Genomic DNA, 17,717 nt, shown 5'->3' on the forward strand with positions numbered 1-17,717 from the left:
AAACCTAACCATCAGGTTTTTCTGAAACAAACGAATTATACCCTTATGAAAAATACAGTTCTGCATAAAGCCGACACTCGTGGTTTGGCTAATCATGGCTGGCTAAAAAGCCAGCAAACTTTTTCATTTGCTAATTACTACGATCCACAACGTATGCATTTTGGCGTTCTGCGCGTGTTAAACGACGATGTTGTGGCACCGGGAAGGGGATTTGGTACGCACCCACACGACAATATGGAAATCATCAGCATTCCGCTGGAAGGCGATTTGCAGCATAAAGACAGCATGGGCAATGTGGCTACCATTCGCAACGGCGACATTCAGGTAATGAGCGCCGGTACGGGTATTCAGCACAGCGAATATAACGCCAGCAAAGACCAGCCGGTCAAATTCCTCCAGATATGGGTTTTTCCCAACAAGCGGAATGTTGAGCCTCGCTACGACCAGATTTCGCTAAACCCCAACGATCGGCATAATAAGTTGCAACAGATTTTGTCGCCCAACCCAACCGATACGGGTGTCTGGATTCATCAGAATGCGTGGTTTCATCTTGGCAGGTTCGACAAAGATCATTCGGCCGATTATGCCGTAAAAGCCAAAGGCAATGGTTTATATGTGTTTACTCTGAACGGCACGATTGCCGTAAATGGGCAAACGCTGAACACCCGCGATGGTTTCGGCATCTGGGATACCGACAAGGTTTCGATTCGTGCCGATAGTGATGCAGAGTTTCTGCTAATGGATGTGCCGATGGCTGTCTGATTAGTCAAAAAGTGCTAGCTTGCTGGCTAATCAGCTTACTTAATCAGCAGCAAAAACCCGAACGTATGAAAACTGTACTTGTCACGGGAGCATCCGGCAATCTGGGCACCAGCCTTGTCGAAGAATTACAAAAAGCAGGTTATCGTATCCTGGCAACGCTGGGTTCTGAAAAAGATCGACATGCTTTCGATTATTTGCCCAACGTCAGTAGCGAGGTCGTTGATGTTCTGAATCCAGAGCAGGTCAATAGCTTCTTAGAACGCGTTAAAGGCCAGCCTATTCACGCGGCTGCGCTGTTGGTTGGAGGTTTCACGGCAGGCAGCATTGAGGATACCGACCTGGCTACTCTTGACAAAATGTACCGGCTCAACTTTGTGTCAGCATTCAATCTTGTTAAACCATTGCTGGCACAGTTTGAAGCGCAGGGAGGAGGACAATTTATTCTGGTTGGCGCCCGTCCGGCTTTAGTAGCTGAAGCCGGGAAGAATCTGTTTGCTTATTCGATCAGTAAATCACTGATTTTTGAGCTGGCTGATCTGGTAAATGCCCACGGAAAAGGCAAACACATTTCGGCAACGGTAATTGTACCCAGCACCATCGACACACCTATCAACCGGCAGGCCATGCCCGATGCCGACCATACGAAGTGGATAAGTCCGGAAGACATCAGCAAAACAATTACATTCATTCTGTCTGACACGGGTAAAACAATCAGCGAGCCTGTGCTGAAATTATATAACCAGTCGTAGCCGATTTACAAACCGGAACCGACTACGAGTAAAGTTATTCTTTCATGAAAGCGCACATTCTTTATATCGGTCTTAATTCGGAAATTAATCCGGTTATGCTACGGCTACTTAATAGCCATAACGAATGGGATGGAGTTGTTGCAGACTCCTGCCCCGAAGCCATTCGTCTCTTCCAGGAGCAGCGTTTCGATCTGGTGTTGCTGGGCAATGGACTGAGTGAAGCCGAAGAAGCCCAACTCCGGAAACAGTTCTGTAGCCAACAACCCGCCATCATCGTTGTGGAGCACTATGGTGGTGGAAGTGGCTTGCTGGCTGGCGAAATTCGCCAGGCATTGGCTTCGCTGAACCAAAATAACGACTGATAAAACGGCACATCCCGAAAGTTTTACGCTTTCGGGATGTGCCGTTTTATCAGTCAACCCAGGTTTATTTCCCCTGCGTTAGCTCACGCTCTTCATAAGCGAGGTTATACTGTTTCAACACCTCATCGGGCACACCATCCCACTGATTCGGGACATTACCTACATAGCCGATGTCTTTGATCCCCATCTGACTGGTATAAAAACCCGTTGCGGTCAGGTTTCGCATCATCGAAAAAAACGATGCGCCCTGAGTCATATCGGGCTTTACCTGCTTTGGATAGGCAATTTGCTCCACCATATCGATCTGTTGCGCCTTGGTGCATTGTACGAATGGCTTACCATAACGCTTCATACAGGTATTGTCGAGCCAGCGGATACCACCCCGCATAGGTGTCTGGTTATTGGGCTGATCTTTCATCATAAACTCGATGAAAGCTGGAACGCCCGCCTGCGATGCACTTCCAGACCGCTCATCGGCCGGAATGATGATATCGCTCAGCACCGTTACCGTCTGGAGTTCATGTGGAGTAAAGAACTTTTCCGCATTGAGCTTTGCATCGCGCTCAGCTTCAAATTTCTGCCGACCACCCGGCACTTTAATAGGCGGTTTGACATCGGGTGGAGCCGGAACGGCAGCTTCAACTGGCGATACGGCCAGCCCGAACCCAGCCAGGGAAAAAGCTTTTAAGGAATCTCTGCGTTTCATTCGTTGAAAGTTTTTTAGGTTTCTGGTTTATCGTCTCTGGTTTATGGTTTGGTACTCAATTTCATCCTCGCTCATAAACTTTACACCTTTATAGGAAGATTCTCCCCAATATATCATTAGACTAATCAGCTTCTTGGTTATTTTATCAGCGTCTTCATAAAGGGCATTACAAAAATGCTCATTTATATGCTTTCTATCGTAAGCGCGGTAAAGTTGAGGCTTAACTTCAGAAACTGAGCCTAAAGAAAAGCCTAAAAACTGTTTAAACTCTGCACGGCTCCCGCGCCCGAATCCTTCGGCGATATTATCCATTACCGATCCGCTGGAGCCATTTATCTGGTTTTTAAGTTCAAATTCTTTTGAAAAAGCCCCAGTTTGCGTAAGTTCATAAACCTGGCCCGATAGCATTCTTGCATCCTGCCACACTGTCAACTCTTCAAACCGTTGAATAGTCGCCATGGCAGGAACAATAAACGATAAACCAAAAACGATAAACCTTAAATATTCTTCTTCTTAACCTGATCAATTAAATATTCCGACGTACGCATCGAACTGGCCAGAATGGTCCAGGTAACGTTTTTATCGCCCTGCGACGGGAATGGCGCGGCATCGACCACAAACAGGTTCTTCACATCGTGTGCCTGCTGGTATTTATTCAAAGCCGAAGACTTCGGATCGTTACCCATCCGAACGGTGCCCACTTCGTGAATAATTTTACCGGGTGCCTCCAGGCCATAATTATTCTCAGGACCAGGCTTGTTGCCTAAGGCAATACCGCCCATCGAATGAATTATTTCTTCGAAGGTATCCTGCATGTGCTTGGCCTGCTTCACTTCATAGTCCGACCATTTGTAATGGAACCGAAGCACCGGAATTCCGTATTTATCAACCACATTAGGGTCAATTTCGCAGTAGTTGCTTTCCATTGGCACCGGCTCTCCCCGACCGGCCATACCAACATAGGCACCATAGAACCGGCGGTAATCGTCTTTCAGACCGGCACCATAGCCGCCAGCCGGTTTCATTTTACCATCGCGACCCGGAATCATGCCATTCAGTGCTTCAACTCCCCAGCCAAAACCGTAGGCAGGCATACCCATGCCACCCCAGTATTCGATGTGATACCCACGCGGGAAATCGAGCTTTTTGTTGTCGAGCCACCAGGGTGTAAACACGTGCATTCCACCTACGCCATCTTCGTTGTAGCGCTTCCGGTCCATCAGAGCCGGAACAAATGCCGAACGACTGGCACCAGTGGAGTCATTAATATATTTACCAATAACACCGCTGGTGTTAGCCAATCCCGTTGAGAATCGAGCCGATTTGGAGTTGAGTAACAACCGGGCCGTTTCGCCAGCACTAGCCGCCAGCACAACCGTTTTTGCCATCACTGTTTTCTCCTGCAACGACAGCGTATCCACGTAGCTTACGCCAGTTGCCAGTCCTGTTGCCGGGTCGGTCATAACTTCGCGTACCATGGCACCATTAATCAGCGTTACGTTGCCCGTTTTGAGGGCCGGTTTTACCAATACCGACGACGACGAAAAATCGGCATAAGCCTGACACGCCCGTCCGCACTGGCTACAATAAAAACACTGGCCACGCTCATCATTAATGGGTTTGGTCAGAATCGACAACCGCGACGGAATAACCGGAATACCAATGCTCCTCGCTCCTTTTCGAATCATCAGCTCGTGTAGGCGCGGTTTTGGCGGAGGCAGAAAAATACCATCGGGTTCAGAAGGCATGTTTTCTACCGATCCGAATACGCCAATCAATTTATCGACCCGATCGTAGAAAGGCTTCAGGTCGTCGTAACCAATCGGCCAGTCTTCACCCACTCCCGTCATACTTTTACGACGAAAATCGTCAGGTGCAAACCGGAGCGAAATCCGCCCCCAGTGGTTGGTGCGCCCACCGAGCATCCGCGACCGGAACCAGTGAAATTCGGTCCCTTTCACCGTTGTGTATGGCTCGCCTTCGATATCCCACCCCCCCCAGGCCGCATCGAAATCACCAAAAGCACGGGTTGTTCCGGCACCACGCCGGGGCGACTCCCAGGGCCATTTCAACTGCGTAATATACTTAGGGTCAGCAGGATCGAAGTATCCTCCAGCTTCCAGCAACACAACTTTCGCTCCGGCTTTGGCAAGCATGTAGGCGGCCATACCACCACCTGCGCCTGAGCCTACAATAGCGACGTCATACTGTGCCGGGGCTTTTTTAATCTGAAAGGAGTCCATGTAAAAAAGTTGAGGTTATTAATTATGTACTCTACGAAAACAGCCTAAATATACGAGGTAAAGAGAGAAAACGGCCATTATTACCCATCAGTAGGTTAGGCTCAGTCGAACAGATACCAGTCGACTCCAAACGCAAAGCCACGTCGCATGGCCAGATAATCGGGGGCCACAAAATAGCCGGGCTGAAATACCCCCTGATTGGCATGGGTTAATTTCACAAACAGCCGGGTTCGATTGACCCGAAAATTGGCGTAAAGATCGGCCAGCACATAGCCTTCTACCTGCTGTTTATTCTGTATATAAAACTGCTGCGTTACGGGCATATAGGCATCTGCATAATATGGCGACTTATAATGCAGATCGATGCCAACCTGAATATATAATGCTTTGGCGTAGAGTAATTCGTACTGGAACTGGGCATTCATGAAAAATGGGGGTGTCCGCAACACATCCCTTCGGGACTGAACGGTGTAATAGGCCTGACCAGCCGCCAAAAACTTACCGACTTCCAGTTTGTAGCCTGTTCCTATTCGTAATACGCTAAACGAGCCATTAAGCTGCTGAACTACGGCATTGGTATCGAAATAGACATAATTACTGAGTAAGTAATAGTCCAGGCCGGGCTGAAGCAATAGCTTTTTATAACGAAGGTTCAACTTCCCAAACGCATGGTTGTAGCCCCGTAGATTGTAGTTATTTCGCCAGAAAAAAACGTCGCTTTGAAAGCGTTCCTGCAAAAGCGTTGGATTAGCCAATATCGACGAGTAGCCAGCCGTCAGAAACTTGCTGTTTAGTTGTCCTTCGAGCCGATACCCACCCCCTACCTGATATTCAACCTCGGCCGTTACCTGCGACAAGCTATCGGGAAAATAATAGCCTAACCAACCACCCAGAAATGTTTCGAACCGGCGTGTTTCGTATTCGTTTTCATTCGTTTCGGAGGTATTGTAACGCGTGTATTGGCCATATACCCGATTCCGCAGATAGGCCCGGTAATTGAATGCCGATTCGCCCCGTTTATAAATTCCTTTCAAACCAAACTGATTCTCCAGCAATCGGAAGCGCGCATCCTGATAGATATGCGATGTATCGCCCAGAATAGCCGGATAAAACGTGTAGTTGAGCGACAGCGCATCGTCGTGATACGAATTTTTGTGCCGCTGGTAATCGAGTTTATGATACGCCTGAAACCCCTGATCCAGAATATATTGATGGTAAACATGCCAATCGTTACGAATCTCGTTCCCATGTGGCCCCTGCACGGTTGTCGATGTACTGACCAGTCTGGCATCGCCCGTGTAGGCATACAGGTTTGTACTACCATCGAGATTTGTTCCGGGTAAAACTCCCCCCTGCTCATCGAGGCTATGATTCATGTTGATGAAATGAGCCAGCAGCGTATACTTGTTGTTTTTGGAATGGTAGTTGGTATGCCCCAGAAATCCCCAGTTCTGCGCCAGAAGCTTTGTAGGATCATTAGCTCCGCTGGTTCCAAACTGCTTTTGTGACGTAAATCGTTGGGCATTGAAGCCTACATTCCAGCGCGGAGTAATGTTCTGCGCAAAATCGAATCGAAGAATATTCTGATTATGCCCCCCCAGTGCCAGATACATATCTGTAAAGGGCGACTTGGTGTCGAAATATTTTACCTGCATGGGCTGGTACGCATAGGGCGAAAACACATAGTAGCCCGTTTGGGCACCCAGTTGCTGGGGTTCCTGAATAAAAACGGGTTTCATGGGTGTACCCAGATTACCCAAATCCTGGTACATATTCAGGCTACGCTGCACATATAAAAACCGGTGTACATCGTCCATGGTCGTATCCATGGTATAGAGTTTTTTCCGGTTATTGAACACATCCTCCTCCAGTATATACCGGGTTGTCCGGGGGCCATAAATAACTTTGGTTGTATCGTCGATGCCCGTAAAGCCACTGCTTCCGGTCGAGCTACCTGGCCTTGTTGGTTGCCCAAACCCATTCGGTACCTGCAACCCACCCGGAAACTGTTGTGCCTGAGCTGTGCCGATCAGGCACACGAGGAAGAAAAGAAAAAATACGCTTCGATTCATTAAGTCAAAAGTACAGCAAAACCGCTAGATGCCCGGAATGTGGTAGTACTGATTAACGTTTTTTAAAAGGAATCTCATCGACCAGTCGATCAAATTCAGTTTTGGAGTTGTCAAGAAACGCCATTTCAACGGGTAAATAATAGAGGGGTAGCCGGTTTAATTCGTCAGGTTTGAGCAACGCACTCAGTTTTACCCAATCTTTTTCGGTTGTCAGCAAGCTTTCGCCAGGCTGTAAAGCTGCCAGTAACTGATCGAGTTCAGAACGGGAATAGGCATAATGATCGGCAAACCGATGGTGCGTGCGCATCCGAAACGTTCGGGATACATACTGTTCCAGAGGATCGGCATTACCCAGGCCCGATACAAGCATTACCCGATCCAGATTGGCAAACACCCCCAAACCGGAAAACGGCACGGGGAAGCTATACTGCAACCCGGCAAAAAATACAGGCGTTTCGGAGCGGGCGTAGACCCTTATCGACTCCCGGATGCGGTTCTGTTCAATGTCAGAAAGAGTTAAGGGGCATTTCGTTACCACCACAGCATCGGCACGGCGAGCCCCATGACGGCGCTCACGTAAACGCCCGGCCGGAAACGGATGATCGGTATAAAAAGGGCGGTTATAGTCGGTAAGCAGCAGGTTGAACTGAGGCTTCACAGCCCGATGCTGAAAGGCATCATCGAGCAAGATTCGATTTGTTTCGGGATAACTCGCCAGAAGTTTCTGAATAGCCTCGGCTCTGCGTTCGCCAACGCAGATACGAACTGTTTGATTAAATTTGCGGAATAATTGGAGCGGCTCATCGCCAATTGTCGATGCGGAGTCCTGTTTGCTGGCAATTCGAAAACCTTTTGTATGCCGACCGTAACCCCGGCTGAGTGTTGCCGTCTCAAGGGGTACAGCCCGACCGGTAAACTGGTACCGTTTGATCAAATATTCAATCATAGGTGTTTTTCCGGTTCCACCAACCGTTAGATTGCCAACGGCGATTACGCATCGATCCGATTTATAGACAGCATATAAATCTCTATCGTACAACCAATTACGAATATCCGTAATCAAACCATAGATTCTACTGAATGGCAAGAGTAGTAATAAAGCGGCCAATTGCTTCGCTAATAATTTCGTAACATTGACTTTATTGAGCTATCAAAAGTAGTACTTTTAGGATTGTGAACACCCGCCATACCTTCCGGTACAATGAGTCTTAGAGCTGACTACCTGAAATACACATTACATTTTCGCTTCGATGCAGGTACGTCACGCGGCATACTTACGGAAAAAACTTCCTATATCATTCGGTTATTTGACGACGAAGATCCAACAGTTGTTGGTTATGGTGAATGCGGCCCACTGAAAGGCTTAAGCTACGACGACCGTCCGGATTTTGAACAGCAGTTGGCTCTAAACTGTACGGAATTTAGCGATCTGGATTTACAGTTGTTTAGCTGGAATGTGCCTATTATCCTTAATCAACTCATTAGTCCGCAATTTCCAAGCATTTTATTCGGATTCGAAACGGCCATGCTCGACTTTCTGGCAGGTGGTCGACGCATCATTCAGGAAACTGACTTTACCCGCGGCCATCGGGCATTGCCTATCAACGGATTGATCTGGATGGGAAAGCCCGAGTTCATGCGGCAACAGATTGAAGAAAAGCTTCGGGAAGGCTATACGACCCTGAAACTAAAAATCGGTGCTATCGATTTTGAGCAGGAATGCGATCTGCTGGCTATGATTCGCGAACGTTTTACGCCCGAACAAATCACGTTGCGGGTTGATGCCAATGGTGCCTTCCGGCCCGCAGAAGCCATGAATAAGCTGGAACGGCTGGCTACCTACGGACTCCATTCCATTGAGCAACCGATTCGGGCTGGGCAACCAGATCTCATGGCCGAACTCTGCCACCACACGCCCTTGCCGATTGCTCTCGATGAAGAACTAATCGGGCAAATGGAGTATGTGCATAAATTCAGACTCCTAAAAAAAATTCAACCGCAGTTTATTATTCTGAAACCTACATTGCTGGGCGGTTTGCGCCATTGCGACGAGTGGATTGAGCTGGCCGGACGATTAAATATTGGCTGGTGGATAACCTCTGCTCTTGAATCGAATATTGGCCTGAACGCTATTGCACAGTATACTGCCCAATTCAGGCATCTTATTCCGCAAGGACTGGGAACAGGGCAACTCTATCATAATAATATTGAGAGCCCACTTTTCATCGAACGGGGTAACCTTTGTTACAACCCGGCCCACGCCTGGGATTTTGCGGCCCTATCGAACGGTAGTATGCAGTCGTAGTACCGTTCCAGATCAATAAAGCTTGTTATTAAACCCAGTCGATACCTTTTTGTAGTAGACCGAGTGTATGTTCTTCGCAACTGCCGGGTTCAGGCCGAAAGTCATACGTCCAGTTAGCCTGCGGTGGCATACTCATCAGAATCGATTCGGTACGGCCATTGGTTTCCAGGCCAAACTTTGTTCCCCGATCCCACACCAGATTAAATTCTACATATCGCCCCCGACGCAATAGCTGCCACTGTTTTTCGGGTTCACCAAACGGCAAATCCCTATTCTTATGCATGAAATGCGTGTAGATAGGCGCAAACGCGTTGCCTACATCCTGCACAAAGCTGAACAGCTTAGCTTTGTGTGTGTCGTCTGATGGTTTCAGGTAATCGAAAAAAATACCGCCAATACCTCGTGTTTCCTGCCGGTGTGGAATAAAAAAATAGTCGTCGGCCCAGGTTTTAAATGTAGCGTAGTAGGACGCATCGTGCCGGTCGCAAACGTTTTTCAGATAGGCGTGAAACCACTGGGCATCCTCCTCAACTACATAGTGTGGCGTCAGGTCAATGCCGCCCCCAAACCAGCTCTGCCCCGTACTCATTTCAAAATACCGAACGTTCATGTGAATAATCGGCACCATTGGACTATGCGGATGCAATACAATGGAAACTCCCGTTGCGTAGAAATCGGCCGGGGTCGACAGGTTCAGCGTCCGCAATGTAGCCTGTGTAGCTTCGCCGTACACAGCCGAAAAGCCAACTCCTCCTTTTTCAATAACAGCTCCCTCGGCAATTGTTCGTGATCGGCCTCCGCCCCCACCGGGTCGTTGCCAGCTATCTTCCCGAAACTGCCCCGCGCCATCGGCTTCTGTCAATGCCTGGCAGATTCGATCCTGGAGATCTGTAAAAAAAGAGGTAATGCTATCTTTATTGATAAATTGTTCCGATGTCATAGCGCAAAGATACACACGATCATTCTGTAAGCTTCAACGCATACCGCACCGGACGTGGTTTGTCGATCATGAGCAGCAACCCCTGCTCGGCAAGCTGGCGAAGCAACTTACCCGCCCGGTATTCTGATACATTAATTAGTTTGGCAAACCGATCGGCCGTGATATGATCGTTTTTACGTAAAAACTGAATGAGTGTTCGGGCAGTAGGCGATTGCAGCAATTGACTCCCGGCAGATTCTGGCGTGATAATTAATCGATTGGTTGGCACTGACTTATCTTTAGCGCGAACATAAATAGTTCGTTTTCCGGATTCGTCAACTGCATAATGCGGCTTTTCTTCACTTTCAGCAACCCTGATCAGTAAGACAATACGGCCATCGGGGGCCAATACTTCATAACTTACAGAAAGGGCCGGTTCAACAAATTGGTCAGTTGCTTCTTCAATTTTACGAATTTCCCGAAACTCAGAAGGTACGCCAACAATTTTTCCATCGTCAGATACCCCAATCAGCAGTTCGCCCCCCACTGTATTGGCAAACGCTGCTAATGTCCGGGCTATTCGTTGAGGTGAAGAAATAGATCGTTTAAACTCCAAACGAATATTTTCTCCCTGCGAAATAATACTGTTGAGATCGTTTCTTGTCATAGATTAATAACAAAAAAGTTGAAGAGTTGTCCATCTTTTTTGTTCTCCAGCCATGCACAAGTTAACTTCCCGGAATATTCACTATCGACTCTTTCTATCATTATTCAGAACAGAATAGCTCAGAACTTATAACTGAAGCTAAATATATAAAAAAGGTATTGATGCCGAAACAGCCAGCGCATCAATACCTTTTTTAGTTCTAGCCCTATTGAAGCTTATAAGTATAGCGTTTTCGCCTGAATAGCGCTATTGTGGTGTTTTTCAATTAGCAGAAGCCGTAGAACCGATTCAGACAATATAACAAGGCAAATTGCCCATAAGCCACCGTTTAATCTCTATCCATAAAACGCCAGCTTACAAACAGCAATGCTAATCAAAAACATAAATTACTTATTTACAACTGCTTACGCATTTTTATCAGATTGTATGTTGGCAAATCATATTCGTCGATTGAAAAATTGCGGATTCTGCACGAAACGCTCCTAGTCCAAATCTGCAATCAGTTTCATGGGTCCGTTACAGACAAACAGATTAACCTATTTTCACAAAGCGCTTCATACACGCGTAGCATATGTAGCCTTTTGTTGGCAAAAAGAACAATAAACTTTTAAAGAGGAAGGGCCTTGCGGTTCGTTCAAGCGAAATTTCCTGCTTACAAGCCGGACATTGAGCTTTAAAAGTAATCCGGTAATAAATTAGAGAACCTATCAGGAAGACGGCGAACAATACACCAACCAATAATAATATTTTCATAATAGGGAGTACGTTTAAGCGAGTAATTGTATATAAAGTTATTACTGCCTATTGGTATATCTCCCACCTTCTATATATCCTAAATAATAAATTTACTAATAGGAGGTTAAGGGTGATAAAATCACAAATAATAGTCTAAAATTTATATTACTATTCTTTTTATTTGCATTCTACAGATAGTATAAATTATATAAACTTAAAACGGCTAGTTGAACAGGCTATAAAGAAGCCCCGTAAGGACTAGTTTACGGGGCTTAATGACTGATACTATTTACTCCAGACAGTTACTACAACTCTATCCTTGTGCTACCTTTGGTTTTCGGCCACGCGGCTTGCCTGTATAAACAGCTTTAGGTGCCTGATCGTTAAGCTGCAATTCATATCCTTCTATTCCATCGCCAAAATCGAAGGGCTTAACCGTAAACAGATATTTAGTTCTCGTATAATCAATACCGTTGTTTTGTAGAATAAAAGGTAACGAAACGCTATAGCTTTTAGCTGCCTTTTCCAGAACAAACGCACCATCCTGATCGTCGCCAGCAGGAACCAGATATAACGATTTAATTTTCCGTTTTCCTTCTTCAGCACCTATTTTAAACTTCGCATTGCTCGGGTCAAAGTCTAATTTAGCAATTGATTTCTGCGGAAAAACAAGCTTTCCTGCCGACGAGATATAGCCGGTAATGGGGGTTGACTTTGTAACTTTTTTCTCTTTTGGCTTGCTGTTCTCCTGGGGCGAAAAGAACCGAATTTGAGTTGCTTTCATACTAAGCCTAGTTTTTTATAGATATAATTCAAACGCGAATATAATAAGTCTGATTGTATATCAGTAATTTTTGCCATTTATTCCGCAAGCATCTTCAATAATAGCTACGGTTTAAAGCAGGAATTAATAGTTGAGAGAAAAATAAATTAATCGGCTACCAAAATTAAGAAGCTGCTTTTCCAGACAAAAAAGGAATTACTAAAATAGAAGCGGATAAATTATTGCCTATGAGCCGGAAACGTTCAATCGTAAACAAAAAGCCATTCCAGATTTTTAAAAAGATGCTCTTTAACAAGGTAACACCTTTCTGCACAAGTCAATGATTACCTATAGGCAGATACATTAATTATGTTGAACGTATCATTTGCCCTGTACATATGCAAACAAAATCATTTATACGTTTGCTATAACGGCGAAAAAAATAGCATTCATAAAATGGGCTACTGCCGAATAATCCATCAGGATGAGGATGTACAAATGCTAACGGGTCTTTTAATTTATTTTGTCGGGAAGTGCCTGCGTCAGGCAAAACAGATGTTGCCCTCCATTTTCTGCGTAAGTTATCTGCAAGCCATAGCTATCGCAGATTTGTTTAACAATCGACAAGCCCAATCCAACGGAGTCGGTTCCGGTTCCTTCTTTCTTAAATCGCTCGAAAAGCCGTAGGGGATCATTTACCAGTTTAGCGCCCGTATTGCTCAGGCACAACCACGACAGCGTCGATTGAAGATTTATCTGACCACCGGGCATATTATGTTTAATGGCATTATTAACCAGATTCATTACCAGACTATCGGCGAGTGCAACAGGCAATTGTATAGTGAAAGGTTCATCTGCCTGTATACAAACATCGATTGCCTTAAATGAAAGAACATCGTCCATATCCCGCAATTTTTCGGTTAGCAACTGAGTCAAATTAACCCGCTGACTCCCCTGAAACTGGTGATTTTCAATCTTGGCTAATAATAATAATCCCTGATTTAAGCGGGCCATACGCCGGGAAGCCTGATAAATAGACTCGATCCAGTTTGTTTGCGATTCAGTCAGTTTTTCGCTCTGAATCAACTGCTCTACCTTTGCATTGATAAGGGCTAGCGGTGTTTGCATTTCATGAGATGCATTTTCGGTAAACTCCTTCAGGCTGCGGTAGTCCTGTTGCATCTTATCCGCCATTTTTTTCAGAACTTCGTTTAGTTCATTAAATTCTGTGATTTCAGAATGAGATAATTTTAACGGATGACCACTAGTGAGATTAAAGACTTTTATCCGCGATAAGGTATCATAAAATGGATGCCAGAGTCGGCCCGATAATTTTCCCTGAAACCAGAATGTACCCAGGAGTAATATACCTAAAAAAGTAGCCATAGTTACGGTAATTACCTCAATAAGCCGATACGTCTGAATGAGTGACTTACGGATAGAAACCCGATGCCATACTCCCTGAATGGGCACATAAAAGGTTAATTGCCGAAAAGGTACCAGCTCGTTGTCGTATCGATTCTGAATCAGCGTATCGGTTAAAGACTCCTGCAACGACCCAGGCTTATGAGTGAGCGGTATCACCTCAATTTTATTTTCAACAAAATAAGGACTGCTCGACCATGTGTTATGCATACGGATATAGGCTTCGAAATCCCGGCGTTCGACCTGCAACCGACTTTCTACTTCATCATAAATCAACAGCCGAATAATCTGGTAAAATACCAGTGCTGTAAGCAAATAAATAACCAGCGAGAAAGCCAGATAGATGCGGTTCGTTTTAACGAGTAGTTTCACAAATTGCTAAATTTATAGCCGATACCATATATAGACTGCACATAGTCGGCACCGCCTTTTTCGATCAGTTTTCGGCGTAGATTTTTAATATGGGAATAGACCATATCGAACGAGTCGACGGAGTCGATGTTGTCGCCCCAAAGATGTTCGGCAATCGATGCTTTGGTCAGTGCTACATCAATATTCGACAAAAAGTACAATAACAGATCATATTCCTTACGCGACAAAGTTGTGATCTGACCATGCACAAAAACCTTTCTTGTATGCGGCACCACCACAATTTCCTGAAAACGAATTTCGGTATGACCACCAAACTGCCGTCGACGAAGCAATGATTTTACCCGCGCATTCAGTTCTGATAAATGAAACGGTTTTGTCAGATAATCGTCGGAGCCAATTTCCAGGCCTCTGAGTTTATCTTCCAGAGCATTTCGGGCCGAAATAATTATAATTCCGGTGGTGGCAGCGAGCCGTTTCAAAGCCTGAATTAGTTGAAAACCATCGCCATCAGGAAGCGTTAGATCAACAATAATGCAATCGTAGGTGTAGAGGTATATTTTTTCATCGGCATCCTGAAATGTAGCTGCCGTTTCGCAAACGTATCCTTCTTTCACCATATAATCGGTGATACTTTCGGCCAATCCTTTTTCGTCTTCAACTACCAGAACTTTCATACCGTTGTTTATCCAGATCAAGTGCCAAAATAGCCGTCAATTCTGGAAAGATTTAGGACATCTTCTCTCCTTTGTTTTCCGCAATCGCAGTGTTTTCTCCTTAACAGGTAATCCCCGCAAGTTGTCTCCATATCGTATGTACACCATCGACTGAGCAGTTGTGGCAGCACAACGTTAAACATAATCCTTTATTCGGCCTGTCACCTCTCGTTTCAGATAGTTAGTAACTTGCGCACTACTCACAATGACAGGGTTTCAACATAATTAAACAACGTATGGACTATAGACGATTAGGTGCTTCGGGGTTAAAAGTGCCCGTACTGAGCTTTGGAACCGCAACATTTGGAGGTGGAACCGATTTTTTCAAAGCCTGGGGCGCGACCCAGGTAGAAGAGGCAGCCCGAATGGTAAACCTTTGCCTCGATGCCGGTTTAACACTATTTGATACGGCAAATGTTTATTCGCTCGGTTTGTCAGAAGAAATTTTGGGGAAAGCCATCAACGGTCTTCGGGACAAACTCCTGATTTCGACCAAGGCTACCTTTAAAATGGGCAGTGGTCCTAACGACTATGGCTCTTCGCGTTTTCATCTGATCAGGTCCTGCGAAGACAGTCTGCGTCGACTGAATACCGATTATATCGACATCTACCATATGCATGGCTTCGATAGCCAAACCCCCATTGACGAAACGCTCAATGCGCTCGACAACCTGGTGCAGAGCGGTAAAGTGCGTTACATTGCCTGTTCGAATTTTTCGGGCTGGCATCTGATGAAGTCGCTTTCCATTTCAGAACGCTATGGCTGGTCGAAATATGTGGCGCATCAGGCCCATTACTCGCTCTTAAGCCGGGAGTTCGAATGGGAATTGATGCCCCTTGGTCTGGATCAGCACATTGGAACCATTGTCTGGAGCCCGCTCTCGGCTGGGCGTTTAGGAGGTAAGTACCGTCGTAGCCAGCCACTTCCGCAGGAGAGTCGTATTGCGCAGGGTGGTGGCGAAGGGCCGGCCATTGCGCCAGAATTTTTGTATGGGATAGTCGATGCTCTGGATGAAGTAGCCGAAGAAACCGGCAAAACTGTAGCGCAGGTTGCCCTGAACTGGGTATTGCAGCGCCCAACAGTTTGTAATGTGGTCATCGGTGCCCGAAACGAAGAGCAATTGAAGCAAAATCTGGGCGCAGTAGGCTGGAACCTAACAACGGATCAGATCAAAAAACTGGATGCCGCCAGCAATCGCGACCCGATTTACCCCTATTGGCATCAGCGCAAATCGCCCGCTCTCAATCCGATCCCTAATTTCTATAGGCAGTAGCTTAGTCATTTGTTATTGGGAATCAAGCCAATGGCAAATGACTAACCACCAAAGTTTACTTTATGGCTATGAACGAAAATAGAAAACTCCCAATAGTTATTCTTTGTTATACGTTGGCTACACTGATAGTAGTTTTTAACAATGAACTTTTTATCTTTCTAGCCGATGTTTTATCAACAAGGGTGAACGAGCATAGACTGTCTATTTCTTGGTTTTTGCTGTGGATTAGTTTTTTTCCATTAGTACTGATTAGGTATATAATGAAACAGTTATGGCTAAGTTTTGTCGTCTTCCTAATCTTTGGGTTACTTTTTAAAGTAAATGGGCTATAACTAACGTACTCATCTTGCCTGTCGGTGATACAATCACCAAGAAACGATAAGAATGTATTCTTTATCATTGGTTAATTGTAAACAGACCTAAAAGGTTTTGGAAACCTTTTAGGTCTAACTTAGACAAGTACCAGCTAATGACCGATAGCCAATGACTAATGACTATAGCAGACTACCGGGGTTTATTACTGGCCTTTTTCTAGTTTTTTCAGCTAATATATATGCGCAGTTTACCTCAACTATAAACTGTTTTTTTCCGAAAAGCTGGGAAGGGCGAGAGGCTATGATTGTAACAAGACCATTGCATCAATCGGTAGTGATCGACACCGCTGTTGTTCACAACCGAAGTGCTACGTTTTCGGTAAACCTTGCTGAACCGAGCCCGGCTTATCTGTGGGTCGATGGCAACAAAGAAGACGTTCATTTCTTTATCGATTCACCGCGTATTGACCTTAGTATCGATCCAACCGCGTCAATTCAACCATTGATTTCCGGTTCGTCCAGTAGTGAACTCTGGTTTGAGTATAAAACCCGGCAAAATCAACTTCATGATGCTTTGCCTGATTGGCGAATAGAAATGGAGAATGCCCTGCACAATGGCGATAGCCTTACTGCTTTCCGGCTCAAGCATGAAATTGACTCACTGCTTATCACCGATCAGAATACAATTGCGCAGATGATTCTGGCTCATCCTACAGTACCTTCCAGTTGGTATTTATTCGCCACATCTTACTTTCCATACGCCCAGAAGCAGGCCATTTTCAGGCAGCTTTCTTCTTTTTCTGCTTATCCTTCCTTCAAAGAAATAAGCCAGAAAATCGCTCAAAAAAAGTTAGGCCAAAAAGCCCCGGACTTTAGTCTTCCCAACCAAACGGGCACAAACATTACCTTATCCACGCTAACCAACCGATACATCCTGCTCGATTTTTCGATACCCACTGTGCTCGATTGCCAGCAACGCCATCAGGAATTAAAGCAACTCTATGCTAAGTATTACAAGCTGGGGCTGGAAATTGTAACCATTTCAGTAGAATTCGATAAAACCTTGAGATTGGATGCTCTAAAAGACTATCCACTTCCCTGGATTCAGGTTCAGGCCTTCATGAACTCGTCTATCATTCAGGATAAATTTGCAATAGACCGTATGCCCGATAACGTTTTGCTGGATGCAAACAGAATAATGATTGGTCGGGATATGACAGTAGCGGAACTCGACGCTCAACTTAATGATTTGCTTCATAACTAATTTGCCACCATTGCGAATGATAGCAATACCAGCCATTGGTTGTTGGCCCTATCTCCAATGAAAAATGGCCGA

16 protein-coding genes are annotated in these 17,717 nt (G+C 45.5%); 6 read left to right on the forward strand and 10 right to left on the reverse strand.

Annotation, left to right across the window (positions count from 1 at the left end):
* Positions 1-45 precede the first annotated feature (45 nt).
* From WBJ53_RS22820 to WBJ53_RS22830, 3 genes are all read left to right on the forward strand, one after another.
* Entirely contained in the window at positions 46-762 is a 717-nt protein-coding gene (locus tag WBJ53_RS22820; RefSeq protein WP_338870454.1) for a pirin family protein, read from the forward strand.
* A gap of 65 nt (positions 763-827) precedes the next feature.
* Positions 828-1,511 (forward strand): SDR family NAD(P)-dependent oxidoreductase, encoded by a 684-nt coding sequence (locus WBJ53_RS22825; RefSeq protein ID WP_338870456.1) that lies wholly within the window; start codon positions 828-830, stop codon positions 1,509-1,511.
* Between the two features lie 44 nt (positions 1,512-1,555).
* On the forward strand, positions 1,556-1,873 hold the full coding sequence (locus WBJ53_RS22830) for a response regulator receiver protein (RefSeq protein ID WP_338870458.1): 318 nt from the start codon (positions 1,556-1,558) through the stop codon (positions 1,871-1,873).
* Between the two features lie 64 nt (positions 1,874-1,937).
* Here the strand turns inward: WBJ53_RS22830 and WBJ53_RS22835 are convergent, their stop codons facing one another.
* The 5 genes from WBJ53_RS22835 to lpxK all read right to left on the reverse strand — a co-directional run bounded on the left by WBJ53_RS22835 (position 1,938) and on the right by lpxK (position 8,002).
* A complete protein-coding gene (locus tag WBJ53_RS22835) occupies positions 1,938-2,579 on the reverse strand; it encodes a gluconate 2-dehydrogenase subunit 3 family protein (RefSeq protein ID WP_338870460.1) in 642 nt (213 codons plus the stop codon).
* A gap of 27 nt (positions 2,580-2,606) precedes the next feature.
* On the reverse strand, positions 2,607-3,038 hold the full coding sequence (locus WBJ53_RS22840; protein ID WP_338870462.1) for a four helix bundle protein: 432 nt from the start codon (positions 3,036-3,038) through the stop codon (positions 2,607-2,609).
* A 38-nt stretch (positions 3,039-3,076) separates the two neighbouring features.
* Positions 3,077-4,822: a GMC family oxidoreductase gene (locus WBJ53_RS22845; RefSeq protein WP_338870464.1), complete on the reverse strand. Its 1,746-nt coding sequence runs from the start codon at positions 4,820-4,822 to the stop codon at positions 3,077-3,079.
* Between the two features lie 101 nt (positions 4,823-4,923).
* Complete coding sequence (locus WBJ53_RS22850; protein WP_338870466.1) at positions 4,924-6,894, reverse strand: putative porin; 1,971 nt, start codon at positions 6,892-6,894, stop codon at positions 4,924-4,926.
* Between the two features lie 52 nt (positions 6,895-6,946).
* Positions 6,947-8,002 (reverse strand): tetraacyldisaccharide 4'-kinase, encoded by a 1,056-nt coding sequence (gene lpxK / locus WBJ53_RS22855; RefSeq protein WP_338870468.1) that lies wholly within the window; start codon positions 8,000-8,002, stop codon positions 6,947-6,949.
* Between the two features lie 93 nt (positions 8,003-8,095).
* On the opposite strand from lpxK, the gene WBJ53_RS22860 reads away from it, so the two are divergent.
* On the forward strand, positions 8,096-9,199 hold the full coding sequence (locus WBJ53_RS22860; protein ID WP_338870470.1) for an o-succinylbenzoate synthase: 1,104 nt from the start codon (positions 8,096-8,098) through the stop codon (positions 9,197-9,199).
* A gap of 28 nt (positions 9,200-9,227) precedes the next feature.
* On the opposite strand, the gene hemF is transcribed toward WBJ53_RS22860, so the two are convergent.
* From hemF to WBJ53_RS22885, 5 genes are all read right to left on the reverse strand, one after another.
* Positions 9,228-10,139 (reverse strand): oxygen-dependent coproporphyrinogen oxidase, encoded by a 912-nt coding sequence (hemF, locus tag WBJ53_RS22865; protein WP_338870472.1) that lies wholly within the window; start codon positions 10,137-10,139, stop codon positions 9,228-9,230.
* Positions 10,140-10,158: 19 nt separating this feature from the next.
* A complete protein-coding gene (locus tag WBJ53_RS22870; protein WP_338870474.1) occupies positions 10,159-10,785 on the reverse strand; it encodes an ATP-binding protein in 627 nt (208 codons plus the stop codon).
* Positions 10,786-11,833: 1,048 nt separating this feature from the next.
* Complete coding sequence (locus tag WBJ53_RS22875) at positions 11,834-12,304, reverse strand: hypothetical protein (protein WP_338870476.1); 471 nt, start codon at positions 12,302-12,304, stop codon at positions 11,834-11,836.
* Positions 12,305-12,796: 492 nt separating this feature from the next.
* Positions 12,797-14,080, reverse strand: a complete 1,284-nt coding sequence (locus tag WBJ53_RS22880) for a HAMP domain-containing sensor histidine kinase (RefSeq protein WP_338870478.1) — start codon at positions 14,078-14,080, stop codon at positions 12,797-12,799.
* Positions 14,077-14,754 carry a response regulator transcription factor gene (locus tag WBJ53_RS22885; RefSeq protein WP_338870480.1) on the reverse strand — a complete coding sequence of 226 codons (678 nt, stop codon included), beginning with the start codon at positions 14,752-14,754 and terminating at the stop codon, positions 14,077-14,079. The genes WBJ53_RS22880 and WBJ53_RS22885 overlap by 4 nt, the downstream gene beginning before the upstream one ends.
* A 275-nt stretch (positions 14,755-15,029) precedes the next feature.
* Here WBJ53_RS22885 and WBJ53_RS22890 point away from each other — a divergent pair, with 275 nt between their 5' ends.
* Both WBJ53_RS22890 and WBJ53_RS22895 read left to right on the forward strand, forming a co-directional pair.
* Positions 15,030-16,067, forward strand: a complete 1,038-nt coding sequence (locus tag WBJ53_RS22890; RefSeq protein WP_338870482.1) for an aldo/keto reductase — start codon at positions 15,030-15,032, stop codon at positions 16,065-16,067.
* Positions 16,068-16,682: 615 nt separating this feature from the next.
* The gene (locus WBJ53_RS22895; protein WP_338870484.1) at positions 16,683-17,645 is read left to right on the forward strand and encodes a TlpA disulfide reductase family protein; all 963 of its coding nucleotides are present in this window, start codon (positions 16,683-16,685) and stop codon (positions 17,643-17,645) included.
* Positions 17,646-17,717: the final 72 nt, after the last annotated feature.

This window comes from Spirosoma sp. SC4-14 (assembly GCF_037201965.1).
In the GTDB taxonomy this organism is placed as follows: Bacteria; Bacteroidota; Bacteroidia; order Cytophagales; family Spirosomataceae; genus Spirosoma.